Source organism: Pseudomonas sp. TE3911, assembly GCF_054062775.1.
In genome coordinates, this window is the sequence record NZ_JBSSFP010000001.1 from 3,388,678 (window position 1) to 3,413,068 (window position 24,391).

General features: G+C 60.5%; 24 protein-coding genes and 1 pseudogene. 12 read left to right on the plus strand and 13 right to left on the minus strand.

Features of this window, described 5'->3' with window-relative positions:
• Window positions 1–80 precede the first annotated feature (80 nt).
• Both ACVWXD_RS15210 and ACVWXD_RS15215 read right to left on the minus strand, forming a co-directional pair.
• On the minus strand, window positions 81–830 hold the full coding sequence (locus tag ACVWXD_RS15210; protein ID WP_032886672.1) for a TerC family protein: 750 nt from the start codon (window positions 828–830) through the stop codon (window positions 81–83).
• 28 nt (window positions 831–858) lie between these two features.
• Window positions 859–1,110, minus strand: a complete 252-nt coding sequence (locus ACVWXD_RS15215; protein WP_457371594.1) for a hypothetical protein — start codon at window positions 1,108–1,110, stop codon at window positions 859–861.
• 134 nt (window positions 1,111–1,244) lie between these two features.
• On the opposite strand from ACVWXD_RS15215, the gene nhaR reads away from it, so the two are divergent.
• On the plus strand, window positions 1,245–2,147 hold the full coding sequence (nhaR, locus tag ACVWXD_RS15220; protein WP_032886675.1) for a transcriptional activator NhaR: 903 nt from the start codon (window positions 1,245–1,247) through the stop codon (window positions 2,145–2,147).
• Window positions 2,148–2,151: 4 nt separating this feature from the next.
• Here nhaR and ACVWXD_RS15225 read toward each other — a convergent pair whose 3' ends face one another.
• Entirely contained in the window at window positions 2,152–3,309 is a 1,158-nt protein-coding gene (locus ACVWXD_RS15225) for an MFS transporter (protein ID WP_032886677.1), read from the minus strand.
• Window positions 3,310–3,550: 241 nt separating this feature from the next.
• Here ACVWXD_RS15225 and sstT point away from each other — a divergent pair, with 241 nt between their 5' ends.
• Entirely contained in the window at window positions 3,551–4,771 is a 1,221-nt protein-coding gene (gene sstT, locus ACVWXD_RS15230; RefSeq protein ID WP_032886678.1) for a serine/threonine transporter SstT, read from the plus strand.
• A 63-nt stretch (window positions 4,772–4,834) separates the two neighbouring features.
• Here sstT and ACVWXD_RS15235 read toward each other — a convergent pair whose 3' ends face one another.
• Window positions 4,835–5,344 carry a DUF1993 domain-containing protein gene (locus ACVWXD_RS15235; protein ID WP_032886679.1) on the minus strand — a complete coding sequence of 170 codons (510 nt, stop codon included), beginning with the start codon at window positions 5,342–5,344 and terminating at the stop codon, window positions 4,835–4,837.
• Between the two features lie 117 nt (window positions 5,345–5,461).
• Here ACVWXD_RS15235 and ACVWXD_RS15240 point away from each other — a divergent pair, with 117 nt between their 5' ends.
• Entirely contained in the window at window positions 5,462–6,109 is a 648-nt protein-coding gene (locus ACVWXD_RS15240; protein ID WP_181644270.1) for a YceH family protein, read from the plus strand.
• Window positions 6,110–7,245: 1,136 nt separating this feature from the next.
• On the opposite strand, the gene ACVWXD_RS15245 is transcribed toward ACVWXD_RS15240, so the two are convergent.
• Window positions 7,246–8,064, minus strand: coding sequence for a shikimate 5-dehydrogenase (locus tag ACVWXD_RS15245; RefSeq protein WP_099601852.1), 819 nt, complete (start codon window positions 8,062–8,064; stop codon window positions 7,246–7,248).
• Between the two features lie 156 nt (window positions 8,065–8,220).
• Between ACVWXD_RS15245 and ACVWXD_RS15250 the strand changes: the two genes are divergently transcribed.
• The 3 genes from ACVWXD_RS15250 to ACVWXD_RS15260 all read left to right on the plus strand — a co-directional run bounded on the left by ACVWXD_RS15250 (window position 8,221) and on the right by ACVWXD_RS15260 (window position 9,277).
• The gene (locus ACVWXD_RS15250; RefSeq protein ID WP_032886686.1) at window positions 8,221–8,574 is read left to right on the plus strand and encodes a hypothetical protein; all 354 of its coding nucleotides are present in this window, start codon (window positions 8,221–8,223) and stop codon (window positions 8,572–8,574) included.
• Between the two features lie 233 nt (window positions 8,575–8,807).
• A complete protein-coding gene (locus tag ACVWXD_RS15255) occupies window positions 8,808–9,002 on the plus strand; it encodes a hypothetical protein (protein WP_032886687.1) in 195 nt (64 codons plus the stop codon).
• A gap of 92 nt (window positions 9,003–9,094) precedes the next feature.
• Complete coding sequence (locus ACVWXD_RS15260) at window positions 9,095–9,277, plus strand: hypothetical protein (protein ID WP_032886689.1); 183 nt, start codon at window positions 9,095–9,097, stop codon at window positions 9,275–9,277.
• Window positions 9,278–9,280: 3 nt separating this feature from the next.
• Here the strand turns inward: ACVWXD_RS15260 and ACVWXD_RS15265 are convergent, their stop codons facing one another.
• Entirely contained in the window at window positions 9,281–10,348 is a 1,068-nt protein-coding gene (locus ACVWXD_RS15265; RefSeq protein ID WP_457371160.1) for an AI-2E family transporter, read from the minus strand.
• Window positions 10,349–10,509: 161 nt separating this feature from the next.
• On the opposite strand from ACVWXD_RS15265, the gene trhP reads away from it, so the two are divergent.
• Window positions 10,510–11,823 (plus strand): prephenate-dependent tRNA uridine(34) hydroxylase TrhP, encoded by a 1,314-nt coding sequence (trhP, locus tag ACVWXD_RS15270; protein ID WP_457371161.1) that lies wholly within the window; start codon window positions 10,510–10,512, stop codon window positions 11,821–11,823.
• Here trhP and ACVWXD_RS15275 read toward each other — a convergent pair.
• The 3 genes and pseudogenes from ACVWXD_RS15275 to ACVWXD_RS15285 all read right to left on the minus strand — a co-directional run bounded on the left by ACVWXD_RS15275 (window position 11,820) and on the right by ACVWXD_RS15285 (window position 14,880).
• Entirely contained in the window at window positions 11,820–12,641 is an 822-nt protein-coding gene (locus tag ACVWXD_RS15275; RefSeq protein ID WP_371260722.1) for a methyl-accepting chemotaxis protein, read from the minus strand. The two genes, trhP and ACVWXD_RS15275, sit on opposite strands and share 4 nt — an antisense overlap.
• Window positions 12,642–12,677: 36 nt before the next feature.
• Window positions 12,678–13,499: pseudogene (locus ACVWXD_RS15280) on the minus strand (cache domain-containing protein); the annotation flags it as partial.
• Between the two features lie 61 nt (window positions 13,500–13,560).
• Window positions 13,561–14,880, minus strand: coding sequence for a Na+/H+ antiporter family protein (locus ACVWXD_RS15285; protein ID WP_457371595.1), 1,320 nt, complete (start codon window positions 14,878–14,880; stop codon window positions 13,561–13,563).
• A gap of 239 nt (window positions 14,881–15,119) precedes the next feature.
• On the opposite strand from ACVWXD_RS15285, the gene ACVWXD_RS15290 reads away from it, so the two are divergent.
• Complete coding sequence (locus ACVWXD_RS15290) at window positions 15,120–17,267, plus strand: methyl-accepting chemotaxis protein (RefSeq protein WP_032886695.1); 2,148 nt, start codon at window positions 15,120–15,122, stop codon at window positions 17,265–17,267.
• Window positions 17,268–17,280: 13 nt separating this feature from the next.
• On the opposite strand, the gene ACVWXD_RS15295 is transcribed toward ACVWXD_RS15290, so the two are convergent.
• The 4 genes from ACVWXD_RS15295 to ACVWXD_RS15310 are packed head-to-tail and all read right to left on the minus strand — an operon-like array spanning window position 17,281 to window position 19,911.
• Complete coding sequence (locus ACVWXD_RS15295) at window positions 17,281–18,633, minus strand: sensor histidine kinase (protein ID WP_032886697.1); 1,353 nt, start codon at window positions 18,631–18,633, stop codon at window positions 17,281–17,283.
• On the minus strand, window positions 18,630–19,298 hold the full coding sequence (locus tag ACVWXD_RS15300) for a response regulator transcription factor (RefSeq protein WP_032886699.1): 669 nt from the start codon (window positions 19,296–19,298) through the stop codon (window positions 18,630–18,632). Before ACVWXD_RS15300 ends, ACVWXD_RS15295 begins: the two co-directional genes overlap by 4 nt.
• A complete protein-coding gene (locus ACVWXD_RS15305; protein ID WP_032886701.1) occupies window positions 19,298–19,609 on the minus strand; it encodes a PepSY domain-containing protein in 312 nt (103 codons plus the stop codon). Before ACVWXD_RS15305 ends, ACVWXD_RS15300 begins: the two co-directional genes overlap by 1 nt.
• Complete coding sequence (locus ACVWXD_RS15310; protein ID WP_032886703.1) at window positions 19,609–19,911, minus strand: PepSY domain-containing protein; 303 nt, start codon at window positions 19,909–19,911, stop codon at window positions 19,609–19,611. Before ACVWXD_RS15310 ends, ACVWXD_RS15305 begins: the two co-directional genes overlap by 1 nt.
• Before the next feature lie 158 nt (window positions 19,912–20,069).
• Between ACVWXD_RS15310 and ACVWXD_RS15315 the strand changes: the two genes are divergently transcribed.
• The 4 genes from ACVWXD_RS15315 (at window position 20,070) to ACVWXD_RS15330 (ending at window position 24,381) form a co-directional block, all read left to right on the plus strand.
• A complete protein-coding gene (locus ACVWXD_RS15315) occupies window positions 20,070–21,149 on the plus strand; it encodes a patatin-like phospholipase domain-containing protein (protein WP_401380532.1) in 1,080 nt (359 codons plus the stop codon).
• A 76-nt stretch (window positions 21,150–21,225) separates the two neighbouring features.
• Window positions 21,226–21,582 carry a 6-carboxytetrahydropterin synthase QueD gene (queD, locus tag ACVWXD_RS15320; RefSeq protein ID WP_003173033.1) on the plus strand — a complete coding sequence of 119 codons (357 nt, stop codon included), beginning with the start codon at window positions 21,226–21,228 and terminating at the stop codon, window positions 21,580–21,582.
• Between the two features lie 328 nt (window positions 21,583–21,910).
• Window positions 21,911–23,179, plus strand: a complete 1,269-nt coding sequence (gene codB / locus ACVWXD_RS15325) for a cytosine permease (protein WP_122681507.1) — start codon at window positions 21,911–21,913, stop codon at window positions 23,177–23,179.
• Complete coding sequence (locus ACVWXD_RS15330; protein WP_122681508.1) at window positions 23,176–24,381, plus strand: PucR family transcriptional regulator; 1,206 nt, start codon at window positions 23,176–23,178, stop codon at window positions 24,379–24,381. Before codB ends, ACVWXD_RS15330 begins: the two co-directional genes overlap by 4 nt.
• Window positions 24,382–24,391 lie beyond the last annotated feature (10 nt).

Here is a 24,391-nt window from a genome sequence, read left to right on the forward strand (position 1 = left end):
AACAAGTGGGGGGGAGTCTACCAGACAGCAAAAAGCCGGCTGGGCGCTTGCGAGCACAGCCGGCTTTCAGGTTTCAGCGATTACTGGCGGGCAGCGAGCAAACGCTTGTGACGGTTGCGTCGTGCGATGTTCAAGCATTCGATGGCCGCCGAGAAGGCCATGGCTGCGTACACGTAGCCTTTAGGCACATGGGCGCCGAAGCCTTCGGCGATCAGCGTCATGCCGATCATGATCAGGAAGCCCAGGGCCAGCATCACCACGGTCGGGTTGTCGTTGATGAATTTGGCCAACGGCTCAGCCGCCACCAGCATCACGATCACCGAGGTCACCACGGCAATGATCATGATCGGCAAGTGCTCGGTCATGCCCACGGCGGTAATGATGCTGTCGATGGAGAACACCAGGTCGAGCAGCAGGATCTGCCCGATCGCCGCGGCGAAGCCAATGGCCACGGTGTTGCCAACCGACGCTTTCTCTTCAGGCTCCGGGTCCATACTGTGATGGATCTCGGTGGTGGCCTTCCACACCAGGAACAGACCACCGGCGATCAGGATCATGTCCTTCCACGAAAACGCCTGGCCGAGTACTTCGAACACCGGTGCCGTCAACTGCACGATAAACGCGATAGTGCTCAACAGGCCCAGGCGCAATATCAGCGCCATGCTGATACCGATGCGCCGTGCCTTGGCCCGGTGCTGCTCGGGTAATTTGTTGGTGAGGATCGAAATAAAGATCAGGTTATCGATGCCCAGCACGATTTCCATGACGATCAGGGTGGCCAGTGCAACCCAGGCGGTGGGGCTGGCGGCCAGTTGTAAAAGGTAATCCATAGGTCAGTCCTGAGGTTGTGCCGGGAAATTAAGCTTCTTTACTGTTCGAGTCAGACTCGTTTTCTTCCTGATCGTCCTTTTTTTGCGGACTGATAAGGCCTTGTGTCGCTTCACTCAATGCCTGCTCGGCAGCCTTGTGGGTGTCATCGATGGCTTGCTTGACCGACTCGGTGGCCTTGCCCAAGACCTGCTGAGCACTTTTCTCGACCTGATCGCAACCACTGATCATTACCAAGGTAAGCGCAAGCAACGATGCCGCGCCCAGGGAATTGAGCTTCATCATGTATTCCTCGTTAGAACCATTGGGTCCAAATAGTGGCCCCGCGATAGCGAGGCATTCTATGCACGCGAACACTTCAGTAAAATTCGTATTTTTCTAGCATATACTTCGGTTTTTACGAAGTGATGGCTGCCATGCTCAACTACCGACAATTGCACTACTTCTGGGTCGTGGCCAAAACCGGCAGCATTGTGCGCGCCTGTGAGCAACTGAACCTCACGCCCCAGACCATCAGCGGGCAGATCAGCCTGCTGGAGCAAACCTTCGGTATCGCGCTGTTTCAACGAGTCGGCCGCCAGTTGGAGCTGACCGAAGCCGGGCGCCAGGCTCTGCCCTATGCCGAGCACATGTTCCAGACCGGCAATGAATTGGAAGCAATGCTGCGCGCGCAACCCGATCAACAGCAGATTGTGTTCCGGGTCGGTGTGGCGGATGTGGTGCCCAAGTCCATCGTCTACCGTCTGATCGCGCCGACCATGGAGCTGAGCGAGCCGCTGCGCATCACCTGCCGCGAAGACAAACTCGAACGCCTGTTGGCCGACCTGGCGATCCAGCGCCTGGACCTGGTGATCTCCGACAGCCCGATGCCGTCGCACCTCGACATCAAGGGCTACAGCCAGAAATTGGGGGAATGTGGCATCAGCTTTTTTGCCACTCAGGCATTGGCCGACCAACATGGCGGCGATTTCCCACAGTGCTTGCACGGCGCGCCGCTATTGATTCCAGGCGCGGAGACGGTAGTGCGCAGCCGCTTGCAACGCTGGTTCGCCGAGCAGCAGATCCAGCCGAAGATCATCGGCGAGTTCGATGACAGCGCCCTGATGCAGGCGTTTGGCCAATCCGGCAGCGGGATTTTTATCGCTCCCAGCGTGATTGCCGAGGAGGTGGTGCGCCAGTACGGCGTGGCGCTGATCGGTCAGACCGATGCGGTCACCGAGTCGTTCTACGCGATCTCGGTGGAACGCAAGGTCAAGCACCCCGGCATCGTGGCGATTACCGAAGGGGCAAGGCGCGAGCTGTTCACCGCCCTGCCCTGAAGGCTCAGGCCCCGGACGCGACCGGCTGTTTGGCGGTCATCAGCCACAGCGCCAGCAGGATCGACACCAGGATAAACCCGGACGCCGCAAAGCCCAGACTGCCCAGGCCAAAGGTGTCGATGACGTGCCCGCCGACCAACGCCCCCAAGCCAATCCCCAGGTTGGCCCCGGCAATGTTGAGCGACGCGGCGAACGCCGGCGCATGGGGCGCGGCCTTCATCAGTCGCACGTGGCTGACCAGGAACATCGCCGCTTGGGTCACGCCCCACACCGCCATCGCTGCCGCCAGGCCGACGGTGGAGTGAATCGCCGGCACCAATGCAACCATGCCGGCGATCATGAAACCGCAGAACACCATGGACGCGATCAACGGGTGACGATCCACAGCGCGGCCGCCCAAAGAGTTGCCGATCAGCCCGACAGCACCAAAGCCCATCAGGCACCAGCCCACCAGTGTCCCGTCGAAACCGGCCAGGCGTTCAAGGATGTCCGCCAGGTAGGTATAAGCCGTGAACATGCCGCTGAACACCAGGATCGACAGCAGGATATGACCCTGCATCAAGGGGTTGCGCAGGATCTTGAACTGCGAGCGCAGTGTCACTTCGTCGTTTTTCGGTTTCGTCACTGGCAAGTAGATAAACAGCAGCAAAGCCTTGGCCAACGCCACCACGGCCAGGATGGCGAACGCGGTACGCCAGCCGAACATATCGGAAATCAGCGTGCCCACCGGGATGCCAAATACCGTGGCGCAGACAATGCCGAAGCCGATCTTTTCAATGGCACGCCCAGCGTATTCCGGACCGACGATGTCCACCGCCGTTTCGCTGGCCAAGGCCCAGAACACCGGCAAGCCCAGGGCCGGAATCAGACGCGCCACGGCCATTACCCAGATATTCGGCGCCAGCGCGGCCACGGTGTTGGCTGCCGCGAACATGATCAGGATGGTGATAAACAGGCGCTTGCGCGGGAAACGAGCGCAGTACGCCGTTAGGAACGGCCCGAACGCCGCTACGGTAAACGCGAACAGCGTCACCAGCAGCCCCGCCTGGGACACGCTGACATTCAGGTCCCGGGCAATCGACGGCAGCAGACCGACGATGATGAATTCTGTGGTCAGCACGGTAAAGCCGGCGGCCGACAGCAGCAGGATGGGAAACAGCATGAAAACTCCAGAAACAACGACATCAACGACAGCCCGGAGGGCCCGCTGACGGATAGGAAAGTTGAGAGGGGGCGAATCTTAACAGAGTATGTCCGGAGTTGAACAAGGCTCGCCGCCGTGGGTGACGGAATGCCGCACTAAACGGGACATGTCCTACAGCATGCTAGACTCGCCGCCTGCTTCCTACAGCGCTTTCGCCTGCAATGCTGCGCCCTACTAAAAAAACTAGAGACAACTGTTTATGACTCCTGCCCCTTCCCTCCTCCAACGGCTGACACGCGTCAGCCTGGTCACGCAAATCGTCATCGGTTTGATCGCCGGCATTCTGCTGGCATTGCTGTTGCCTGAAGCCGCCAGAGCCACCGGATTTATCGGCAAAGTGTTTGTCGCCGCGCTCAAGGCAGTCGCGCCGATATTGGTGTTTGTGCTGGTGATGGCCTCGATAGCCAACCATAAACACGGCCAGGAAACCCATATCAAACCGATTCTGTTCCTGTATTTGCTGGGCACATTCGCCGCCGCCGTGGTGGCGGTGATTGCAAGCATGTGGTTTCCCTCGCCGTTGGTGCTCGTCACCCATGACGCCGCCGTCAGCGCTCCCGGCGGTATCGACGAGGTGCTGCAAAGCCTGCTGCTCAGCGTCGTGGACAACCCGATCAGCGCGCTGATGAACGCCAACTTCATCGGCATCCTGGCCTGGGCGATCGGCATGGGCATCGCCATTCGCCATGCGGGCGAAACCACCCGCACCGTGCTCGACGACCTCTCCAACGGCGTGACCCTGATCGTGCGCGTAGTTATCCGCTTCGCCCCCCTGGGTATTTTCGGCCTGGTCGCCTCGACCCTTGCCACTTCCGGTTTCGGCGCCCTGCTCGGCTACGCGCACCTGCTGCTGGTGTTGATCGGCTGCATGCTGTTCGTGGCCTTGGTGGTCAACCCGGCTATCGTGTTCTGGAAGCTGCGCCGCAACCCCTATCCGCTGGTGTTGATGTGCCTGCGCGAGAGCGGCATCACCGCGTTCTTCACCCGCAGCTCCGCAGCGAACATTCCGGTAAACCTGGCGTTGAGCAAACGCCTGGGCTTGCATGAAGACACCTATTCAGTGTCGATCCCGCTGGGTGCCACCATCAACATGGCCGGCGCCGCGATCACCATCACCGTGCTGACCCTGGCCGCCGTGCATACCCTGGGCATCAATGTCGACCTGCCGACCGCCGTGCTGCTTAGCGTGGTCGCGGCCGTGTGTGCGTGCGGCGCATCAGGCGTGGCCGGGGGTTCGCTGTTGCTGATCCCGCTGGCGTGCAGCCTGTTCGGTATTCCGAGTGAAATCGCCATGCAGGTGGTGGCCGTCGGCTTCATCATCGGTGTGCTGCAGGATTCGGCGGAAACTGCGCTCAACTCCTCCACCGATGTGCTGTTCACCGCCGCTGCGTGCCTGGGCAAGGAAGAGCAACCAGCTTAACGTTCGCGCACAAAAAAACCGGGGCGATTCCAGAGGGGACTGCCCCGGTTTTTTTATGGAAGCTTAGAACGCGCCCATGTAGTCACGCTTGCCCACTTCAACGCCGTTATGGCGCAGCAAGGCGTAAGCGGTGGTGACGTGGAAGAAGAACTGCGGCAGGCCGTAGGTCAGCAGGTAGGACTGGCCGCTGAAGCGCTTCTCTTTCGGGGTGCCTGGGCGGGTGATGATCTCGATACCTTCTTTGCCGTCGACTTGCTCAGGCTTGATGGTGTCGACAAACGCCAGGACCTTGGCGATCAGCGCTTGCAGGTCGGCGAAGGTCACTTCGCTGTCTTCGTATTTAGGCACTTCGATCTCGGCCAGGCGCGCAGAAACGCCTTTGGCGAAGTCGACGGCGATCTGCACCTGGCGCACCAGTGCGAACATGTCCGGGAACAGACGCGCTTGCAACAGAGCGTTGGGTTCGATGTTCTTGGCAGTAGCGTGGGCTTCGGCCTTGTTCAGCACATCGCTGAGGGCGTTAAGCATTTGCTTGAAGACTGGGATGGAGGCGGCGTACAGGGAAATAGTCATGACAGTCTCATCGGTAATGGCAGGGTTGGAACCAGCAGCGATTATAGCCATGCCCGGCGCTTGTCTTTTATTTTTTCAGGATTACGCTAGTGGCCTTCACTGCATAGGGAACGCGCGATGACCGCCGAGCACGACACCGACACCCCTGAGCCGCGCCTGAACAGCACGGAAATCCGCATTCTGGGCTGCCTGATCGAAAAACAGGCAACCAACCCGGAAACCTACCCCCTGACCCTCAACGCCCTGGTGCTGGCCTGCAATCAGAAGACCAGCCGTGAACCAGTGACAAACCTCAGCCAGGGCCAGGTCGGGCAAAGCCTGCGCGTACTGGAAGGCCAAGGCTTCACCCGCCTGGTGATGGGCAGCCGCGCAGACCGTTGGGAACACCGTGTGGACAAGGCACTGGAGCTAGTACCGGCGCAGGTGATCCTGATCGGGCTGCTGTTTTTACGTGGCCCGCAGACCGTCAATGAACTACTGACCCGCAGCGGACGCATGCATGATTTCGAAGATGCCGAGCAGGTGGTGCACCAACTGGAACGCCTGATTGCACGCGGGTTGGCGCTGCTGGTGCCGCGTCAGTCGGGGCAGCGGGAAGATCGGTATACCCATGCGCTTGGGAATCCGGCGGATATCGAGGTAATCATCGCGGCGCGAGGGAATCCTGTGGAGCGCGGGGCTGGAGTGTCTGTGGAGCGTATTGAAGAGCTGGAAGCGCGGATCGCAGCGCTGGAAGAGCGCCTCGCACAGCTGGAACAGGCATAACTCGGTAAAAACTGTGGGAGGGGGCGGTTCAGTTGGATCAGATTTGACTGACACACTGCTATCGGGAGCAAGCCCCCTCCCACAGTTGGTTGGATTCCAGTCCGGCAATGTGTTGATCGTGAATGCGTAAAGTTAAAGCTAAGTAACTGCTCCCCTGAAGATCAACATGTGGGAGGGGGCTTGCTCCCGATGGCGGTGGCTCAGTTGGAACAGCTTGTACTGACTGAGCGCTATCGGGAGCAAGCCCCCTCCCACAGTTGAGTGGATTCCAGTCCGGCAATGTGTTGATCGTGAATGCGTAAAGTTAAAGCTGAGTAACTGCCCCCCCTGGAGATCAATATGTGGGAGGGGGCTTGCTCCCGATGGCGGTGCTTCAGTTGGAACAGCTTGTACTGACTCAGCGCTATCGGGAGCAAGCCCCCTCCCACAGTTGAGTGGATTCCAGTCCGGCAATGTGTTGATCGTGAATGCGTAAAGTTAAAGCTGAGTAACTGCCCCCCCTGGAGATCAATATGTGGGAGGGGGCTTGCTCCCGATGGCGGTGCTTCAGTTGGAACAGCTTGTACTGACTCAGCGCTATCGGGAGCAAGCCCCCTCCCACAGTTGAGTGGATTCCAGTCCGGCAATGTGTTGATCGTGAATGCGTAAAGTTAAAACTGAGTAACTGCCCCCCTGGAGATCAATATGTGGGAGGGGGCTTGCTCCCGATGGCGGTGCTTCAGTTGGAACAGCTTGTACTGACTCAGCGCTATCGGGAGCAAACCCCCTCCCACAGTTGAGTGGATTCCAGTCCGGCAATGTGTTGATCGTGAATGCGTAAAGTTAAAGCTGAGTAAATGCCCCCCTGGAGATCAATATGTGGGAGGGGGCTTGCTCCCGATGGCGGTGCTTCAGTTGGAACAGCTTGTACTGACTCAGCGCTATCGGGAGCAAGCCCCCTCCCACAGTTGAGTGGATTCCAGTCCGGCAATGTGTTGATCGTGAACGCGTAAAGTTAAAGCTAAGTAACTGCCCCCCTGAAGATCAATATGTGGGAGGGGGCTTGCTCCCGATGGCGGTGCTTCAGTTGGAACAGCTTGTACTGACTCAGCGCTATCGGGAGCAAGCCCCCTCCCACAGTTGATTACCAGCGATCTTCAGCTCCGGGCAAAAGCCACGGCTTTTTCGAACTGTTCCGGGGTCGGCCGCACGCCCGTGTAGAGCACAAACTGCTCCAGCGCCTGGATTGCAATCACTTCCAGCCCAGTAATGACGCGCTTACCTTGGGCCCGTCCACGCACGATCAAGGGCGTTTCGGCGGGAATCGCCACCACGTCGAACACAGTCTCGGCGTTATCAACCGCATCCGCTTCAAACGCCAACGCATCTGCCTCGGCGCCGCCGGTCATGCCAATCGGTGTCACGTTAACCAGCATCTGCGGGCGCAGGTCGCCCAGTTCAGCCAGCCACTCATACCCCAGGCTCTGCGCCAGCGCCTTGCCCGCTGCTTCATTGCGCGCCACGATTACGCCATTGGCATAACCGCCGTCACGCAAGGCGCTGGCCACGGCCTTGGCCATACCGCCGCTGCCGCGCAGGGCGAACGTGGAGTCTTTGGGCACATCGTGCTTTTTCAGCAATTGCTCGATGGCGATGTAATCCGTGTTGTAAGCCTTCAGATGCCCGCCGGTATTGACGATGGTGTTGAGGGAGGCGATGGCCTGAACCGAATCGTCGAGTTCGTCCACCAAGGCAATAGCGGCCTCCTTGAACGGCATCGACACCCCGCAACCACGAATGCCCAACGCCCGGATACCGCCTATCGCTCCCGGTAAATCTTGGCTGCTGAACGCCTTATAGTAGAAATTCAGACCCAACTGTTCGTACAGGTGGTTATGAAAACGCAGGCCAAAATTCCCGGGGCGGGCCGACAATGACATGCACAGCTGGGTGTCCTTGTTGGGGTGCATCTGCATGGATAACTCCTTTGAGTAAGCAAATCGGTACAGACCTTACACAACCTTTACCTAGCGGCCGTGCTGTTTTTCAGAAATACGTTGTCTTAAAAGTATCCCCGCGACATTACTTGAGTCTATTGACTGCAGACCACAAGCGTAGGGGCCAACCGAGGAATGACCATGATTCGTAAACTCCCCAAGATCGCCTTGCTGGTAGGTGCACTCGCTATGGCCGGCCAAGCCTCCGCCCACGGTGGTGGATGGGGTGGCCCGGCCGTCTTGGGTGCACTGGTCGGCGCCGCCGTGGTGGGCTCCGTGGTTGCCAGCCAACCCCGTGAGGTCTATGTGCAGCAGCCGGTGTACGTGCAACCGCAGCCGGTGTATGCCGCGCCGCCACCGGTCTACTACGCACCGCCTCCACCTGTGTATGTGCAGCAAGAGGTGTATTACCGCCCGGCTCCCGTCTATTACGGCCCACCGCGTGGTTATTACGGCCCTCCCCACGGCTACTACCGTCACGGCTGGTAAGCCCTTATCTTCATGTTCGAAACAGGCCTCGCCCAACAAGCGAGGCCTTTTTTGTACACAACGACCGGATTTATCGTGCCAAGGTCGCTCTGAGGACAATGGCCAAGCGACAATCGCGCACTATTCAGTTCGAAAGTCTACTTGCCCGACCGGGGCTCACGCTGTCATGTTTGTGTCACGACACACTCCCACTATCGATGCAGTCCACCCAATAACAACAAGGACGACAGACCATGCCCACACAAAACCCGCACCGCACCGCTGGCCTCTGTACGTCCAGCAAGGTTTACAGCGCCCTCACGGAACTCAAGCACCTGGAAGGCCACCGCACTGCAAAATTCCTGGCGTTGCTAGCGGAAAACCTCGTGCGCAAAGGTCTGCTCAATGAGCAGGAAGTGGTGAGCATGCTCGATCAGGTAGTCGACTGACGTCTCTTGTTGATGTCGACTATTGAGCCAGGTGATTTTTCTTAAGCCGCCAGGCCCCTTAAGGTGACCCCCATAGCGATTGGAGGCCCCTTATGCCAACTGTTCAAATCATGTCTGTCATCGGCAGCGCCGTCCCCGCCCCTCTTCGGGAGCTGGGTTTGCTTGCCTGCTGGTACCTGGTACGCGACGGCGAAACCATCAGCGGCCCACTCACGTCCCTGTCAGCCGCCGAAAAACAACTGCAAAACGCCTCGAATTTCCGGCTCCACGCCTGAGACTTATGGCAATGGCAGCTTGACCCGAGGCTTACTTTCGACAAACAGCGCCCAACTGGACATGAACAGCGCCGCCACCAGCGGCCCGATCACAAACCCGTTGAGGCCAAACACCGATAAGCCGCCCAGCGTCGAGATCAGGATCAGGTAGTCCGGCATCCTGGTGTCTTTGCCCACCAGGATCGGGCGCAGCACGTTGTCCACCAGCCCAATCACAAACACGCCAAACAAGCTCAACACGATGCCCTGCCAGATCGAACCGCTCAGCAGGAAGTAGGCGGCCACAGGCCCCCACACAATCCCCGCGCCCACCGCTGGCAGCAACGACAGAAACGCCATCAATACCGCCCAGAGCAACGCACTGGGAATGTCCAGGAACCAGAAAATCAAACCTCCCAGTGCCCCTTGAGTCACGGCCACCAACACGTTGCCCTTGACCGTGGCACGCACCACCCGATTGAACTTCAGCTGCAACCGGCGCTTCTGCGGCTCGGCCAGCGGCGCTGCCGTGCGCACCTTGCGCACCAGTTCCGGACCGTCGCGCAGCAGGAAAAACAGCAGATACAGCATGATGAAAAAACTCACCAGGAAATCAAACGTTCCCTGCCCAAAGCTGAACGCCTGGGACGCGAAGAACTGGCTGCCCTGCATCGCGCTCTTAACGATATTCTCACGCAGCCCCTCAAGGTTACCCATGCCAAAGCGGTCCAGCAGGTGCTGGAAGTAAGGCGGCAGGAAGTGCTTGAACTGCTCGATATAACCGGCCACGTCGAGCTTGCCACTCTCGATGTTTTTGTAGAGCGTCGCGCCCTCTTGCACGAGCAAGGCGCTGGTGATGATCACCGGCAGGATCGCGATCACCAGGCACACCATCAAGGTACTCAGGGATGTAAGGTTGCGGTTCCAGCCGAACCGCTGCTGCAGGCGGCGCTGCATGGGGGCAAAGATGATGCCGAGAATCACGGCCCAAAACACCGCACCGTAGAACGGCAGCAATATCCAGATAAAGGCGATGGTCACCAGGACCAGCAGCAGCAACAGGGTTTTGAATTGCAGGTTGGTTTGATTCATGTTCGATCCATGTCAAAAAAGCAGGGCGCGCGTATGCGTCCCGGTGCTTAGTCCCCCGCAACTCCTGGGAGTGCCATCTTTGTTGATGCTAAGCGTAGACCCAGATCAATAAAGCCTTGCGCCGCTTCAACTACCCTCGCGCCTTTTTGCGACCCAAGCCCATGCCTCCTATCATCGCCCCCGAACTGCTCGCCCCCGCCGGCACCCTGAAAAACATGCGCTACGCCTTCGCCTACGGCGCCGATGCGGTGTACGCCGGCCAGCCACGCTACAGCCTGCGCGTGCGCAACAACGAATTCGACCACGCCAACCTGGCCCTCGGCATTGACGAGGCTCATGCACAGGGCAAGCGCTTTTACGTGGTGGTCAACATCGCGCCGCACAACGCCAAACTCAAAACCTTCCTCAAGGACTTGGCTCCGGTCATCGCCATGGGCCCGGACGCGCTGATCATGTCTGACCCTGGCCTGATCATGCTGGTACGTCGGCATTTTCCGATGATGCCGATTCACTTGTCAGTGCAGGCCAATACGGTGAACTGGGCCAGCGTGGAGTTCTGGCAGCAGCAAGGGATTTGCCGAGTGATCCTGTCGCGGGAACTGTCACTGGAAGAGATTGAAGAAATCCGCCAGCAGGTACCGGCCATGGAGCTGGAGGTGTTTGTGCACGGTGCCCTGTGCATGGCCTATTCCGGGCGCTGCCTGCTCTCGGGCTACATGAACAAGCGCGACGCCAATCAAGGCAGTTGCACCAATGCCTGTCGCTGGAAATACCAGGCCACACCGGCGGTGGAGAACGCCATGGGGGATATCGTCCAGGAGTATCAGCCGACCCTCGGGATGGGCGCACCGACTGATCAGGTGTTCCTGTTGCAGGAGGCCAACCGTCCCGATGAGCAGATGCCCGCCTTCGAAGACGAACACGGCACCTACATCATGAACGCCAAGGACCTGCGCGCGGTGCAGCACGTAGAACGCCTGACTCACATGGGTGTGCATTCGCTGAAAATCGAAGGCCGCACCAAGTCCCACTTCTACTGCGCACGCACCACCCAGGTGTATCGCCAGGCCATTGATGATGCAGTGGCCGGTCGCGCGTTTGATCGCGGCTTGATGATTAATCTGGAGTCCCTGGCCCAACGCGGCTACACCGAGGGTTTTCTGCGCCGCCATGTGCACGATGAATACCAGAACTACCAGAACGGCAGCTCAGTGTCCGAGCGCCAGCAGTTTGTGGGCGAGTTGACCGGCGAGCGCCGGGGCGACCTGGCCGAGGTCAAGGTTAAAAACCGCTTTGCCGTGGGTAATCACCTGGAGCTGATGACCCCCACCGGCAATTTCCACTTTGACCTGGCCGACTTGCGCAACGCCAAGGGCGAAGCCATCGAGGTCGCGCCGGGGGACGGACACACAGTGTATGTGCCGCTCCCGGCCCAGATGGACTTGCGCTTCGGCTTGCTGATGCGCGACGTTTAAATCCGGAACTGCCCGACCAATTGCCCCAAACGATGCCCCAGATCCGCCAGGCTGCGAGAGGTCTGGGCGCCCAATTGGGTTTCGTCTGCCACGCTGTCCACCGCCACGGCAATCTGGTGCACGCTGCGGTTGATCTCTTCGGCCACAGCGGTCTGTTCTTCGGCGGCGCTGGCGATCTGTGCGTTCATTGAATTAATGGTGCCGATCAACTGGGCCATGGTGTCCAGGGATGCGCCAGCCTGATTGGCCTGGGCCGAAGTGCCGTCACCGGCATCGCTGGAGCGGCGCATCGCGTCCACGGCGGCGACCGTGCCTTTTTGCAGGCGGTCGATCATGCCCTGGATTTCCTGGGTGCTGGTCTGGGTGCGACTGGCGAGGGCACGTACTTCGTCGGCGACCACCGCAAAACCACGGCCGGCCTCCCCTGCCCGCGCGGCTTCAATCGCCGCGTTCAGGGCCAACAGGTTGGTCTGCTCGGCAATCGAACGGATTACGCTCAATACGCTGACAATCGACGCCACATCCTGCTGCAGGCTGTCGAGGGACACGCCGCTGCTGCGGATATCGCTCACCAGTGCATGGATCTGCGCGATGCTGCCGTCCACCACCCGCTTGGCGGCCTGGCCTTCGGCGTCGGTCTGTTGCGCCGCCACGGAGGCGCCCTGGGCACTGCGCGCCACTTCTTGCGCAGCCGAGGACATCTGGTTGATCGCGGTGGCCACCTGGTCGGTCTCGTGGCGCTGGCGTTCCATGGCCTGCTCCGAGCGCTGGGCCTGGTCGGACACCTGGCTCACCAGCCCGGTCAGTTGCGCGGTCATTTCGGTGATCTGGCGCACCAGGCCGTGGATCTTGTCGACAAACCGGTTAAACGCGCCGGCCAGCTCGCCCAACTCATCCTGACTGGTGATGGCCAGGCGGCGGGTCAAGTCGCCTTCACCGGCCGCAATGTCATCAAGGTTGGCTTTCATCAGGTGCAGCGGACGCAGGATGGTATTGGCCAGCAGCATGCCCACGGCGGCAATCACCAACAGCACCACCGCGGCCACGCCAAGGATGCTCAGCAACACGCCTTCCATGCGCTTTTCTACCTTGGCCTCGACCACTGCCACCTGGGCTTCGATACCGTCCAGGTTCACCGAGGTACCGATGACCATGTCCCACTTGGGCAGGTATTCGGTGTAGCCGAGCTTGGGCACCAGTTCGGTCTGGCCGGGTTGGGTGGAGCTGTATTGCAGGTAGTGGCTGCCGTCCTTACCGACCTTGACCAAGTCGCGGTTGACGTAGACGCCGTTGGGGTCACGGTTGTCCTTGAAACTCTTGCCCACGCCGTCGGGGCTGTTGCCCTTGAACAGGCGGATGGTCTCGGAGTCGTAGCCGAAGAAGTAACCGTCCTTGCCGTAGCGGGTGTTGGACAGCAGCTTGACCACCTCGGCGCGCGCCGCTGTGTCGCCAGGTGCGGCAGCGTCGTAAAGCGGCTTGATGGTGGTCATGGCCACTTCTACATAACTTTGCAGAGTGGCCTTGGCGTCGTTGAGCAGGCGCTGACGGGTTTCATCCACCTCGTTGCGCGCCTGCCCCTGGAGGATCCATACGGTGGTCAGGCTGATCACCACGGCAAACAGCAGCACCGGCACGATCGCGAGGGACAGTACTTTGGCCTTCAAATTCAGACGCATGGCTTTTCTCTCTTATTAGGCGACTTGAGAGGTTATCGACCAACGTCAATGAATCTGTAGATCAGAGCGTCATCGCCGCAAACCAGCCAAATGCCAGCAACGGGATGTTGTAGTGCAGGAACGTCGGCACCACGGTGTCCCAGATATGGTGATGCTGGCCGTCGATATTCAGGCCGGAGGTCGGGCCGAGTGTCGAGTCCGACGCCGGTGAACCGGCGTCGCCCAGCGCACCCGCCGTACCGACGATGCACACGATGGCCATCGGGCTGAAGCCCAACTGCACACACAGCGGCACAAAAATCGCGGCAAGGATCGGCACCGTGGAAAACGACGAGCCGATGCCCATGGTCACCAACAGGCCCACCAGCAACATCAACAACGCACCGACCCCACGGCTGTGGCCGATGAACACCGCCGAGGTTTCCACCAGCGAGCGCACGTCGCCGGTGGCCTTGAGCACCTCGGCAAAGCCTGAGGACGCAATCATGATGAAGCCGATCATGGCCATCATCTTCATGCCTTCCGTGAACAGGTCGTCGGTGTCGCGCCAGCGCACAATCCCCGACACCGAGAAGATGAGGAAGCCGGCCAAAGCGCCGATGATCATCGAGTCCAGCCACAGTTGAATGATGAACGCCGAGGCAATCGCCACGCCGGCCACCATCAGGGTCAGCGGGTTGTACTGAACGGCAACCTGCTCGACCCGCTCGATTTTTTCCAGGTCATACACGCGCTTTTTGCGGTAGCTGATAAAGACCGCCACCAACAAGCCAACCACCATGCCCAGGGCGGGCAGGCTCATGGCGTGGGTCACGTTGACCTGACTGATGTCCACCCCACTGTTGGCCACATTGGCCAGCAGGATCTGGTTAAGGAAGATGTTGCCGAAGCCCACCGGCAGAAACATGTAGGGGGTGATCAGGCCGAAGGTCATTACGCAGGCAACAAGGCGGCGGTCCAGTTGCAGCTTGGTCAGCACGTACAACAGTGGCGGCACCAGCAGCGGGATAAACGCAATGTGGATCGGCAGGATGTTCTGCGACGCAATCGCGACTGCCCACAGCAGGCCGATCAACAGCCATTTGACGTGGCTGCCGCCGCTGGCTTCCTGGCGGTCGACCAGCAACAGCGCCTTGTCCGCCAGGGCGTGGGCCAGGCCTGACTTGGCAATCGCCACCGCGAAAGCGCCGAGCAATGCGTAGGACAACGCCACGGTCGCACCGCCGCCCAAACCGCCGTTGAAGGCTTTGAGCGTGGCTTCGATGCCCAGGCCACCGGTCAACCCGCCCACCAGGGCGCCGACAATGATGGCGATGACCACATGCACGCGGGACAGGCTGAGCACCAGCATGGTGCCGACCGCGGCGATGACTGCGTTAATCATGGTTACCTCAAGCAGAAACATAAAAAACAGGCATGCCCGCGCCCAGGTGGCCATTGGCTGGCGACCCGCGTGCAGGCTTTAAGGAGGTCTTATTAGAGGGCGCGCACTTTGCAGCAGGTAGGGCTACATGTCAAAAAACGACACCGATTTCAGATTTAAATTGATTGTTTGAATAAAGAAGCCTTCACAGCGGCCGATAAACTGACTCTATGTGCTTTCAGGTTAAGGATGTCCCGATGTCGCTCAGGCAGCTCTCCATTCAATGGAAAATCACCCTGCTCGCCGGTCTTTGCCTGCTAGGGATCGTGACCCTACTGGTGGGTTTGTCGCTGTATCGCATGGCGCAAAGCTCGGAGCAGGTCCAGGCGTCCAGCATGCAGATGCTCAACACCTCCGCCCAGGCACGCATCGAAGCCCAGGGCGAAGCGCAGGCGCTGGGTATTCGTCGCCAGTTCATGGATGCCTACCAATACGGCCACGGTTTTTCCCGTCAGGTCCTGTTCCTGCGCGAACAGGCCGAAAAGCGCTTCCTCGATGCCTTCGACACCCGCGAAGACCTGACCCGCCAGGTCAAGGCCGCGCTGCAGGCCAACCCGGACTTGCTGGGTTTGTCCCTGGTGTTTGAAGCCAACGCGCTGGACGGCAAGGACGAGTTGTTCGCCGATCAGGCGGAGCTGGGCAGTAACAACAAGGGCCGCTTCGCCCTGTACTGGTCTCAGCCGACTCCGGGCACACTCACCTCGATGGCGCTGCCTGAAAGCGACATGGCCGACACCAGCATCGGCCCCAGCGGTGAACCGGCAAACGCCTGGTTCACCTGCCCACGCACCACCCTCAAGCCATGCGTGATCGAACCCTACTTTTATATGATCAACGGCCAGAACGTGCTGATGACCAGCATCGTGTTCCCGCTGATGGTCAACGGCAAAGTCATCGCGTCGCTGTCGGTGGACATCAACCTCAACAGCCTCCAGGCCGTGAGCCAACAGGCCAGCAAAAAACTGTACGACGGCCAGACCCAGGTGAGCATCCTCAGCTCCACCGGTTTGCTCGCCGGCTACAGTGCGGATGCCACTCAATTAAGCAAACGCCTGGATCAAGTCGACACCGTCAGCGGCCCTAAAGTGCTCAGTGCATTGGCCAGCGGCCCACAGATCCGCAGCCTGCGCACCGACCTTCAGCTCAAGGTGCTGGCGCCGTTCGCGCCGATCCCCGACGGCAAGCTGTGGGGCGTATTGCTGGATGTGCCGGAAAAAGTCCTGGTCGGCCCAGCCGAAGCACTGAAGGCGCAATTGGATGCTGACAACGCGCGTGGCACGTTGCTGGAACTGGGCCTGGGCCTGCTGGCCGCGGTGATCGGCCTGATCCTGGTATGGCTGATGGCCCGCAGCGTGACGCGGCCGATCCTCGGCGTGGCACACATGCTCGAGGACATCGCCAGCGGCGAAGGCGACCTGACACGTCGCCTGGCCTACGACAAGAAGGATGAATTGGGGCAGCTCGCGGGCTGGTTCAACCGTTTCCTCGACAAGCTGCAGCCGATCATTGCCGAAGTGAAACGCTCGGTGCAGGACGCTCGTGGCACCGCCGACCAATCCGCCGCGATTGCCACGCAGACCAGCGCCGGCATGGAACAGCAGTACCGCCAGGTCGACCAGGTGGCTACCGCCTCCCACGAAATGAGTGCTACCGCCCAGGACGTCGCACGCAGCGCGGCCCAGGCCGCGCAAGCCGCACGCGATGCCGACCAGGCCACCCGCGACGGCCTGACCGTGATCGACCAAACCACCACCAACATCGGCCACCTGGCGGCGGATATGAGCACGGCCATGGCCCAGGTCGAAGGCCTGGCCGCCAATAGCGAGAAAATCGGCTCGGTACTTGAAGTGATTCGCGGCATTGCCGAGCAGACCAACCTGCTGGCGCTCAACGCAGCCATCGAAGCCGCCCGCGCCGGTGAGGCCGGTCGTGGCTTTGCGGTGGTGGCGGATGAAGTGCGCAACCTTGCGCGGCGCACCCAGGAATCGGTGGAAGAAACCCGCCTGGTGATTGAGCAACTGCAAAGCGGCACCGAGGATGTAGTTGGTTCCATGGGCAACAGTTATCGCCAGGCGCAGGGCAGTGTCGAACAGGTCGGCCAAGCCGTGACGGCCCTGCGCCAGATTGGCGATGCGGTCACAGTGATCAGCGACATGAACCTGCAGATCGCCAGCGCCGCCGAAGAGCAAAGCGCGGTGGCCGAGGAGATCAACAACAACGTGGCAACCATTCGCGATGTGACCGAGTCGTTGTCGGAACAAGCCAATGAATCGGCGCGGGTGAGCCAGGCGTTGAACAGCCTGGCGAATCAGCAGCAGGGGTTGATGGACCAGTTCCGCGTCTGAGGGTTGAAGAGGGTCAAATGTGGGAGGGAGCCGGTCGAATCGTCGCACCGCCCCTTCCACAGGGCAATTCGATCAGCACCTTGAGCCCGCCCAGCTCGCTTTCCTGCAACTGCAACACCCCGCCCCACACCTCGACGATATCCCGCACGATCCCCAGCCCCAAACCATGGCCATCAATCTGCTCATCAAGACGTGTGCCACGGCTGAATACCTGATCGCGCTGGGTTTCGGGGATACCGGGTCCGTCATCCTCAACCACCAGCAGGTAGCTGTTGGCGGTTTCACTGATATTCAGCCGCACATCGGCATCCGCCCATTTGCAGGCGTTGTCCAGCAGGTTGCCGAGCAGTTCCAATAGGTCTTCCCGGTCCCAAGGCAATTGCAAGCCTGGGGCCGCGTGGTAACTGAGGTCCAAGTGCTCGCCGTGGACCATGTTCAGGGTGGCCAGCAAACCGGGCAGTTCTTTTTCACAGTCGAACAAGGCGCCCGGCAAGGTTTCGCCGGCCAGGCGTGCGCGGTTGAGCTCACGGTTGAGGCGCTGTTGAACCTGCTCCAACTGCTCGCGCAAGAGTTTGCTCAGTTTAGGGTGATCCTTGAGCGCCTCGCTCGACGCAGCGCTCAACAGCACCGCCAGCGGGGTTTTGAGGGCATGGCCCAAGTTGCCGAGGGCATTACGCGAGCGCTTGAGGCTGTCTTCGGTGTGGGCCAGCAGGTGGTTGATCTGCGCCACCAGCGGCTCCAGCTCCAACGGCACCTGGGTGTCGAGTTGCGAGCGCTGGCCCTGCTGCAATTGGGCGATCTGGTTGCGGGCGGTTTCCAGCGGGCGCAAGGCGCGACGTACGGTGACCCGCTGCAGGATCAATACCAGCAGCAACGCCGCCAACCCCAGCACCAGACCGATCTGACGCATCAGCCGGAAGCTTTCCCGCACCGGTGTGTAGTCCTGAGCCACGCTGATGGAAATTGATTGGCCAAAGCGTTTGTAGTCCGAGCGCAATACCAGCAACTGCTGGCCTTCCGGGCCCAGTTGCAGGTTGCCCTTGAGCCCCACTTCGGGCAGTCGGGGCAACTCCTGATCCCACAGAGAACGGGAACGCCAATGGGTGTCAGCAAAATCGATACGGAAGTAATGCCCGGAAAACGGCCGCTGATAGGCCGGCGAGAGGCGCTGCTCATCCAACTGTACGCCGTTGGGCCCGCGCACCAGCGCCACCAACAGGTTTTCAGCGTCGTTGCGCAACCCCGCTTCCAGGTAGCGCTGCAAACCGGCTTCAAACAACCACAGACTGGTTTGCGCCAACACCAGGCCGACGATCACCATCACACTGATCAACCCCAGGCTGAGGCGGCGTTGAATCGACTTCATGCAGGGCTGGCGCCAAAGCGGTAACCCTGGCCGCGCCGGGTTTCGATCACGCTGCGCCCCAATTTGCGACGCAGGTGATTGACGTGGACTTCCAGCACGTTGGAATCGCGCTCTGTCTCGCCGTCATACAAGTGCTCAGCCAGGTGGCTTTTCGACAGGATCTGTTCGGGGTGCAGCATGAAGTAGCGCAACAAGCGGAATTCGGCGGCGGTCAGTTGGATCTCGTCACCGTCGCGCAGTACGCATTGGCGACCTTCGTCCAGGTGCAGCCCGGCGGCCTGCAAGGTGGGCTGGTTGGCCTGGCCGTGGGAACGGCGCAACAGCGCCTGGATGCGCAGGTGCAGTTCTTCGGGGTGAAAGGGTTTACTCAGGTAGTCGTCGGCACCGGCCTTGAGCCCTTCGATCCGTTCTGCCCACGAATCGCGGGCGGTAAGAACGAGCACCGGAGTGGCCAACGCGGCTGCACGCCATTGCGCCAGCACCTCAAGGCCGGGCAAACCGGGCAGGCCGAGGTCGAGGATGATCAGGTCGTAGGGTTCGCTGCGGCCCTGGTAAGCAGCGTCGCGACCGTCGGCCAGCCAGTCGACGGCATAGCCCTGGCGCTGCAGGCCGGCCAACAATTCATCGGCCAGGGGTACGTTGTCTTCCACCAGGAGCAGGCGCATCAGTCTTCCTCGTCTTTGATCAGTACACCGTTGGTGGCGTCGAGTTTAATCTCACGTACCACACCTTCGGTGGTCACCAACTCCACTTCGTAGGCATATTGGCCGTGTTTTTTCTCAAGCTCGGCTTCCAGCAAACGGGAGCCGGGATACCGCGCCATGGCCTGCTGCAACAGTTGCTCCAGCGGCAGGATCACCCCCTGCTGGCGCAGCGCGAGGGCTTCGTCCTGGTTGAGATCGCGGGCCTGCAAACCTGAGCAGAACACCACCAGCACCAACGCCACTCGACTGCCGGCGCGTAAATTTACCTTCATTACGTATCCTGATGATTCTTGAGAACCTGCCCGGTGAGCGCGTCCAATTCAACATCCCATTCAATGCCGTGGCGATCTTCCAACTCAACCTCGTAGACGTACTTGCCATACGCCTCGTCCAGATCGGTGTCCAGCAGCGTCGAACCGGGGTGCAGGGCCAGGGCCGTGGCTTCCAGTTGGTCAAAGGCGACAATTGTAACAGTGGCGGGCACGGTCAGTGGCTTGTCGGGGTCCACGGCTCCGGCCTGGGACGCCGCGGAGGCGATGATAGCGGCGGCGACCAGAGCAGTGAGGCGTTTCATGATAAGTCTCCATAACACGAAGTTAGTCCTACGCCAGCCACGGTATATGCCGCAACTTAACTGAAACTGAATTGCCACCATGGCAATTTCGGGAAAGGCCTTTTCCCACAACCCGCGAGATTTCCTATACTGCCCCGCTCGCTTCAACAGAGACCGGTATGACAGCCATTCACATCAAGTTTCCCGCCCTGACCCTCAAGGCCGGCACGCGCGCCCTCGCCCGCATCCGCGAACAAGGCCTTAAGCCTGACGACGTAGGCATCCTCCCCGGTGCGGCTGGCGGCCCCAAGGCTTTGGGCATCCAGGGCCTGGACTTGGCGCTGTTCGGCGACTGGCTGCCCCGCGCACCACGGGAGCGGGCGCTGATAGGCGCATCCATCGGTTCCTGGCGCTTTGCCAGCGCCTGCCTGCCCGACCCGGTGCAAGGCCTGCTGGACCTCGGCCGCTTGTACAACGAGCAGCGCTTTGCCAAAGGCGTGACCATGGCCGAGGTCACCCAGAGCTGCCAGCGCATGCTCGACGACCTACTGGCCGGCCGCGATGCACGCGTACTGGACAATCCCGACTATCGCCTGAATATCATGGTGGTCAAAAGCCACGGCCTGCTTGCCGACGACCATCGCGGGCGCCTGGGTCTGGGCCTGTCAACGGTGATCGCCGACAACCTGCGCGGCCGCGCGCGGCTGTCGCGGCATTTCGAACGGTTGATCATCCATGACCCGCGCCAACTGCCACCGGTGCATCCACTGAAGGATTTCCCATCGCGGTTTCTTGAACTGGATGCAGGCAACCTGCGCCAGGCACTTCTGGCGTCGGGCTCGATCCCGATGGTGATGCAAGGCGTGCGCGACCTGCCCGGCGCAGGCGCTGGCACCTACCGCGACGGCGGCCTGCTGGACTACCACCTTGATCTTCCCTACCACGGCGATGACATCGTGCTGTACCCGCACTTTACCGATCGGGTGATCCCCGGCTGGTTCGACAAAGGGCTGCCATGGCGGCGCAGCAATCAGCAGGGATTGCAGGACGTGTTGCTGCTGGCGCCGTCCAAGGACTACCTGGCCCGCCTGCCCCACGGCAAACTGCCGGACCGCAGCGATTTCAAACGCTTTTTGGGCGACGACAAAAGCCGCAATAAGTACTGGCAAACCGCGATGAGCGAGAGCCAGCGGTTGGGGGATGAGTTTCTGCAACTGGCGGATAACGGAGGCCTGGGCGAGCGCTTGCAGGCGCTTTGACCCAGCGGTATGCGCGGCGCGTGATCAAGCTGTTAAACTCGCCGCCTGCCAGATACCTGACCGAGCTGAAAATACTGTGGAAATCTTCAAAGAGTTTACCTTCGAATCCGCCCACCGCCTGCCGCACGTGCCGGATGGCCACAAATGCGGGCGCCTGCATGGGCATTCGTTCAAGGTGGCGATTCACCTGAGCGGCGACCTGGATCCCCACACCGGCTGGATTCGCGACTTCTCGGAGATCAAGGCGATTTTCAAGCCACTCTATGAACGCCTCGACCACAACTACCTCAATGACATCCCAGGCCTGGAAAACCCAACCAGCGAAGTGCTGGCCAAGTGGATCTGGAATGAACTGAAACCACTGCTGCCAGAACTCAGCGCAATTCGCATCCATGAGACCTGCACCAGCGGCTGTATCTATCGCGGCGAGTAAGCCAGCGATGTGAAAAAACCACCCATGCGGTGGTTTTTTTGTGGCTGCCTCACTTACAGCCACGCTTCCCGACGGTAAGGAGCACTCGCCCCGACGGCCGGACTCAAGCCCTGCGATCACACACGCTGTCCGACTGATCCATTTTGTATCACCCCCTGCACTGCTTTCGTGCCCGACTGGGCACAGCGAACATTCTTTTCTGCGCGTCTCCCCTGTTTGGCTATAAATACTGTGCACCGTGCACAGCCGCCGCCGTGCGCCCGTCACTGCTGCGGATTTGGCACGCGCGGTGCAATAGGCCTCGTCACTCATTCAGGGAGCAAGGCACATGACGCAGCAAGAAACGGGCAACGATTACCCCTTAAGCGAAGTCCCCATGCATGCGCGCAAGGGCCTGGCGTCAACCGCCATGGTGCTGTTGGGCTTTACGTTTTTTACCGCGACCATGTTTGCCGGCGGCAAGCTGGGAGTAGCGTTCAGCTTCACCGACATGCTCGGCGTGGTGGCCCTGGGTAACCTGCTGCTGGGTATTTACGCCGCAGGCCTGGGCTACATTGCCTTCAAGAGTGGTTTGAACTCGGTGCTGATGGGGCGATTCTGCTTCGGCGAAGTGGGCAGCAAACTCAGCGACTTGATCCTCGGTTTCACCCAAATCGGCTGGTACGCCTGGGGCACCGCCACTGCTGCCGTGGTGCTGGGTAAATATTTCGAGCTGAGCCAGGGCAGTGTGCTGGCCTTGATGGTGCTGTTCGGCCTGGTGTTCTGCGCGACAGCCTACGTGGGCTATCGCGGGTTGGAGATTTTGTCCTACATCGCGGTGCCGGCCATGGGCCTGTTGCTGTTTTTGTCGATGTGGGTCGCCACGATGAAAATCGGCGGGCTGGACGGGTTGCTGGCGGTGGTGCCGACCGCTGAACTGGACTTGTCGACGGCAATCACCCTGGTGTTCGGCACCTTTGTCAGTGGCGCGACCCAGGCCACCAACTGGACGCGGTTTTCACGCTCAGCCAGGGTCGCGGTGCTGGCCAGCCTGATCGGTTTCTTTATCGGCAATGGCCTGATGGTGTTGATCGGGGCCTATGGCGCCATCGTCTATCAGCAACCGGACGTGGTGGAAGTATTGCTGCTGCAAGGCTTTGCCATGGCGGCGATGGCCATGTTACTGCTCAACATTTGGAGCACTCAGGACAACACCATTTATAACTTCGCCGTGGCCGGCTGCAATCTGCTGCGCACCAAACGCCGGAAAACCGTGACCCTGGCTGGTGCGGTGATCGGCACGTTGCTGGCGCTGCTCGGCATGTACGACATGCTGGTGCCCTACCTGATCCTCCTGGGCACGGTGATCCCACCCATTGGTGGCGTCATCATGGCGGACTTCTTCTACCGCTATCGCGGCCAATACCCGCGCCTGGCTGAAGCGCGTCTGCCGGCGTTCAACTGGCCAGGGCTGGTGGCGTATGCGGTGGGCACCGTGCTGGCATTCAACTCACCCTGGGTCGCGCCGTTGGTGGGGATCGCTGCCGCGTCACTGACCTACATCGCGCTGACCGCCGTACTACGCGTGCGTGTACCGCTGGCTGACGCCCAGGCATGAGCCTGACCCTCGCCGACGTACTGGCCCTGCCCGGGCTGGAATCCATGCGCCTGCGGGCCGGTGAAGCCAGCCTGGATAACCGCGTTCGCTGGCCGTACGTGGCGGAAAACAGCGGGATCGCCGAGTGGGTACTGGGCGGCGAACTGGTGTTCGTCACCGGCATCAACCACCCACGGGATGAAGCCAATCTGCTGCAACTGCTGGACGAAGCGTGTCAGCGCCAGGTCGCCGGATTGGTGATTCTTACCGGGCCGGCATATATCCAGGCGATCCCCCAGCGTTTACTCGACGCCGCCGAAGCCGCCGGCATGCCACTGATCGAACAGCCTTATTCGTTGAAAATGGTACTGGTGACCCAGGCTATCGGCTCCGCACTGATTCAGTCCGAACAGCTGGGGCGCTCACGCCATGATGTGCTGGAGCGCTTGCTGACCGGTGACTATCAATCCCTGGATCTGCTGCTGCACCGCGCTGTGCAATTGGGCATGTCCCTGGCGGGGCATTGGCAAATTGTGCAATTGCAACTGGAAGGCAGTGAATTGCTGTTCGCCCAAGACGACGCGACGCGGGTGGAGGCGCAACTGGCCCGACAGCATGATGCAATCAGTCGCCGCTTGCGTCAGTTGTCGACCGCGCTGCCGATACTCGGGCGGGCCGGACAATGGACCCTGTTGCTACCGGCGCCGGATGCTGTCGCGGCCTCGGCCAACCGTCAGCAATTGGCCCAGTGGCTGAAGCCCCTGAACCTGCGCCTGGCACCCCTCAAGCTATTTATCGGCTTGAGCGCGGCGCGCCATCCGGCCGAGCGCCTTGCTCAAGCACAGGATGAAGCGCGCCAGGCCCTGGCCGCCGCGCGACGGTTCAGCGAGCGGGCCGGATTGTGCGTGTATGACGAATTGGGCGTGCTCAAGTTGCTCAGCGGCGTGCGTGATCGCGCCCTGCTCGACCAATTTCTCAATGAGCGCCTCGGCCCGTTGCTGCGCCACGACCTGCACCATGGCCCCAGCCTGATGCCGACCCTGGAAGCCTGGTTTCACGAGAATGGTAACCTGATGGCCGCCGCCCAGCGCCTGGCCGTACACCGCAATACCCTGACCCACCGCATCCAGCGCATCGAAGCCCTGTGCGGGCTGACGCTGGATAATTCATATGACCGCCTGGACATCGGCATTGCCCTGATGATCTGGCGGCTGTCTGCCTGATTGTTTTTAG

Bases quoted from the DNA above. Each gene is read 5' to 3' on its own strand.
- ACVWXD_RS15315 (WP_401380532.1), top strand. From the start codon at position 20,070: ATGACAGCCATTCACATCAAGTTTCCCGCCCTGACCCTCAAGGCCGGC.
- ACVWXD_RS15295 (WP_032886697.1), bottom strand. From the start codon at position 18,633: ATGAAGTCGATTCAACGCCGCCTCAGCCTGGGGTTGATCAGTGTGATG.
- ACVWXD_RS15310 (WP_032886703.1), bottom strand. From the start codon at position 19,911: ATGAAACGCCTCACTGCTCTGGTCGCCGCCGCTATCATCGCCTCCGCG.
- ACVWXD_RS15245 (WP_099601852.1), bottom strand. From the start codon at position 8,064: ATGCAGATGCACCCCAACAAGGACACCCAGCTGTGCATGTCATTGTCG.
- ACVWXD_RS15300 (WP_032886699.1), bottom strand. From the start codon at position 19,298: ATGCGCCTGCTCCTGGTGGAAGACAACGTACCCCTGGCCGATGAATTG.
- trhP (WP_457371161.1), top strand. From the start codon at position 10,510: ATGCCTCCTATCATCGCCCCCGAACTGCTCGCCCCCGCCGGCACCCTG.
- codB (WP_122681507.1), top strand. From the start codon at position 21,911: ATGACGCAGCAAGAAACGGGCAACGATTACCCCTTAAGCGAAGTCCCC.
- ACVWXD_RS15235 (WP_032886679.1), bottom strand. From the start codon at position 5,344: ATGACTATTTCCCTGTACGCCGCCTCCATCCCAGTCTTCAAGCAAATG.
- ACVWXD_RS15330 (WP_122681508.1), top strand. From the start codon at position 23,176: ATGAGCCTGACCCTCGCCGACGTACTGGCCCTGCCCGGGCTGGAATCC.
- ACVWXD_RS15265 (WP_457371160.1), bottom strand. From the start codon at position 10,348: ATGAATCAAACCAACCTGCAATTCAAAACCCTGTTGCTGCTGCTGGTC.
- ACVWXD_RS15215 (WP_457371594.1), bottom strand. From the start codon at position 1,110: ATGAAGCTCAATTCCCTGGGCGCGGCATCGTTGCTTGCGCTTACCTTG.
- ACVWXD_RS15240 (WP_181644270.1), top strand. From the start codon at position 5,462: ATGACCGCCGAGCACGACACCGACACCCCTGAGCCGCGCCTGAACAGC.
- ACVWXD_RS15305 (WP_032886701.1), bottom strand. From the start codon at position 19,609: ATGAAGGTAAATTTACGCGCCGGCAGTCGAGTGGCGTTGGTGCTGGTG.
- ACVWXD_RS15250 (WP_032886686.1), top strand. From the start codon at position 8,221: ATGACCATGATTCGTAAACTCCCCAAGATCGCCTTGCTGGTAGGTGCA.
- ACVWXD_RS15275 (WP_371260722.1), bottom strand. From the start codon at position 12,641: ATGACCGCGCAACTGACCGGGCTGGTGAGCCAGGTGTCCGACCAGGCC.
- ACVWXD_RS15210 (WP_032886672.1), bottom strand. From the start codon at position 830: ATGGATTACCTTTTACAACTGGCCGCCAGCCCCACCGCCTGGGTTGCA.
- nhaR (WP_032886675.1), top strand. From the start codon at position 1,245: ATGCTCAACTACCGACAATTGCACTACTTCTGGGTCGTGGCCAAAACC.
- ACVWXD_RS15260 (WP_032886689.1), top strand. From the start codon at position 9,095: ATGCCAACTGTTCAAATCATGTCTGTCATCGGCAGCGCCGTCCCCGCC.
- sstT (WP_032886678.1), top strand. From the start codon at position 3,551: ATGACTCCTGCCCCTTCCCTCCTCCAACGGCTGACACGCGTCAGCCTG.
- ACVWXD_RS15225 (WP_032886677.1), bottom strand. From the start codon at position 3,309: ATGCTGTTTCCCATCCTGCTGCTGTCGGCCGCCGGCTTTACCGTGCTG.
- ACVWXD_RS15255 (WP_032886687.1), top strand. From the start codon at position 8,808: ATGCCCACACAAAACCCGCACCGCACCGCTGGCCTCTGTACGTCCAGC.
- ACVWXD_RS15290 (WP_032886695.1), top strand. From the start codon at position 15,120: ATGTCGCTCAGGCAGCTCTCCATTCAATGGAAAATCACCCTGCTCGCC.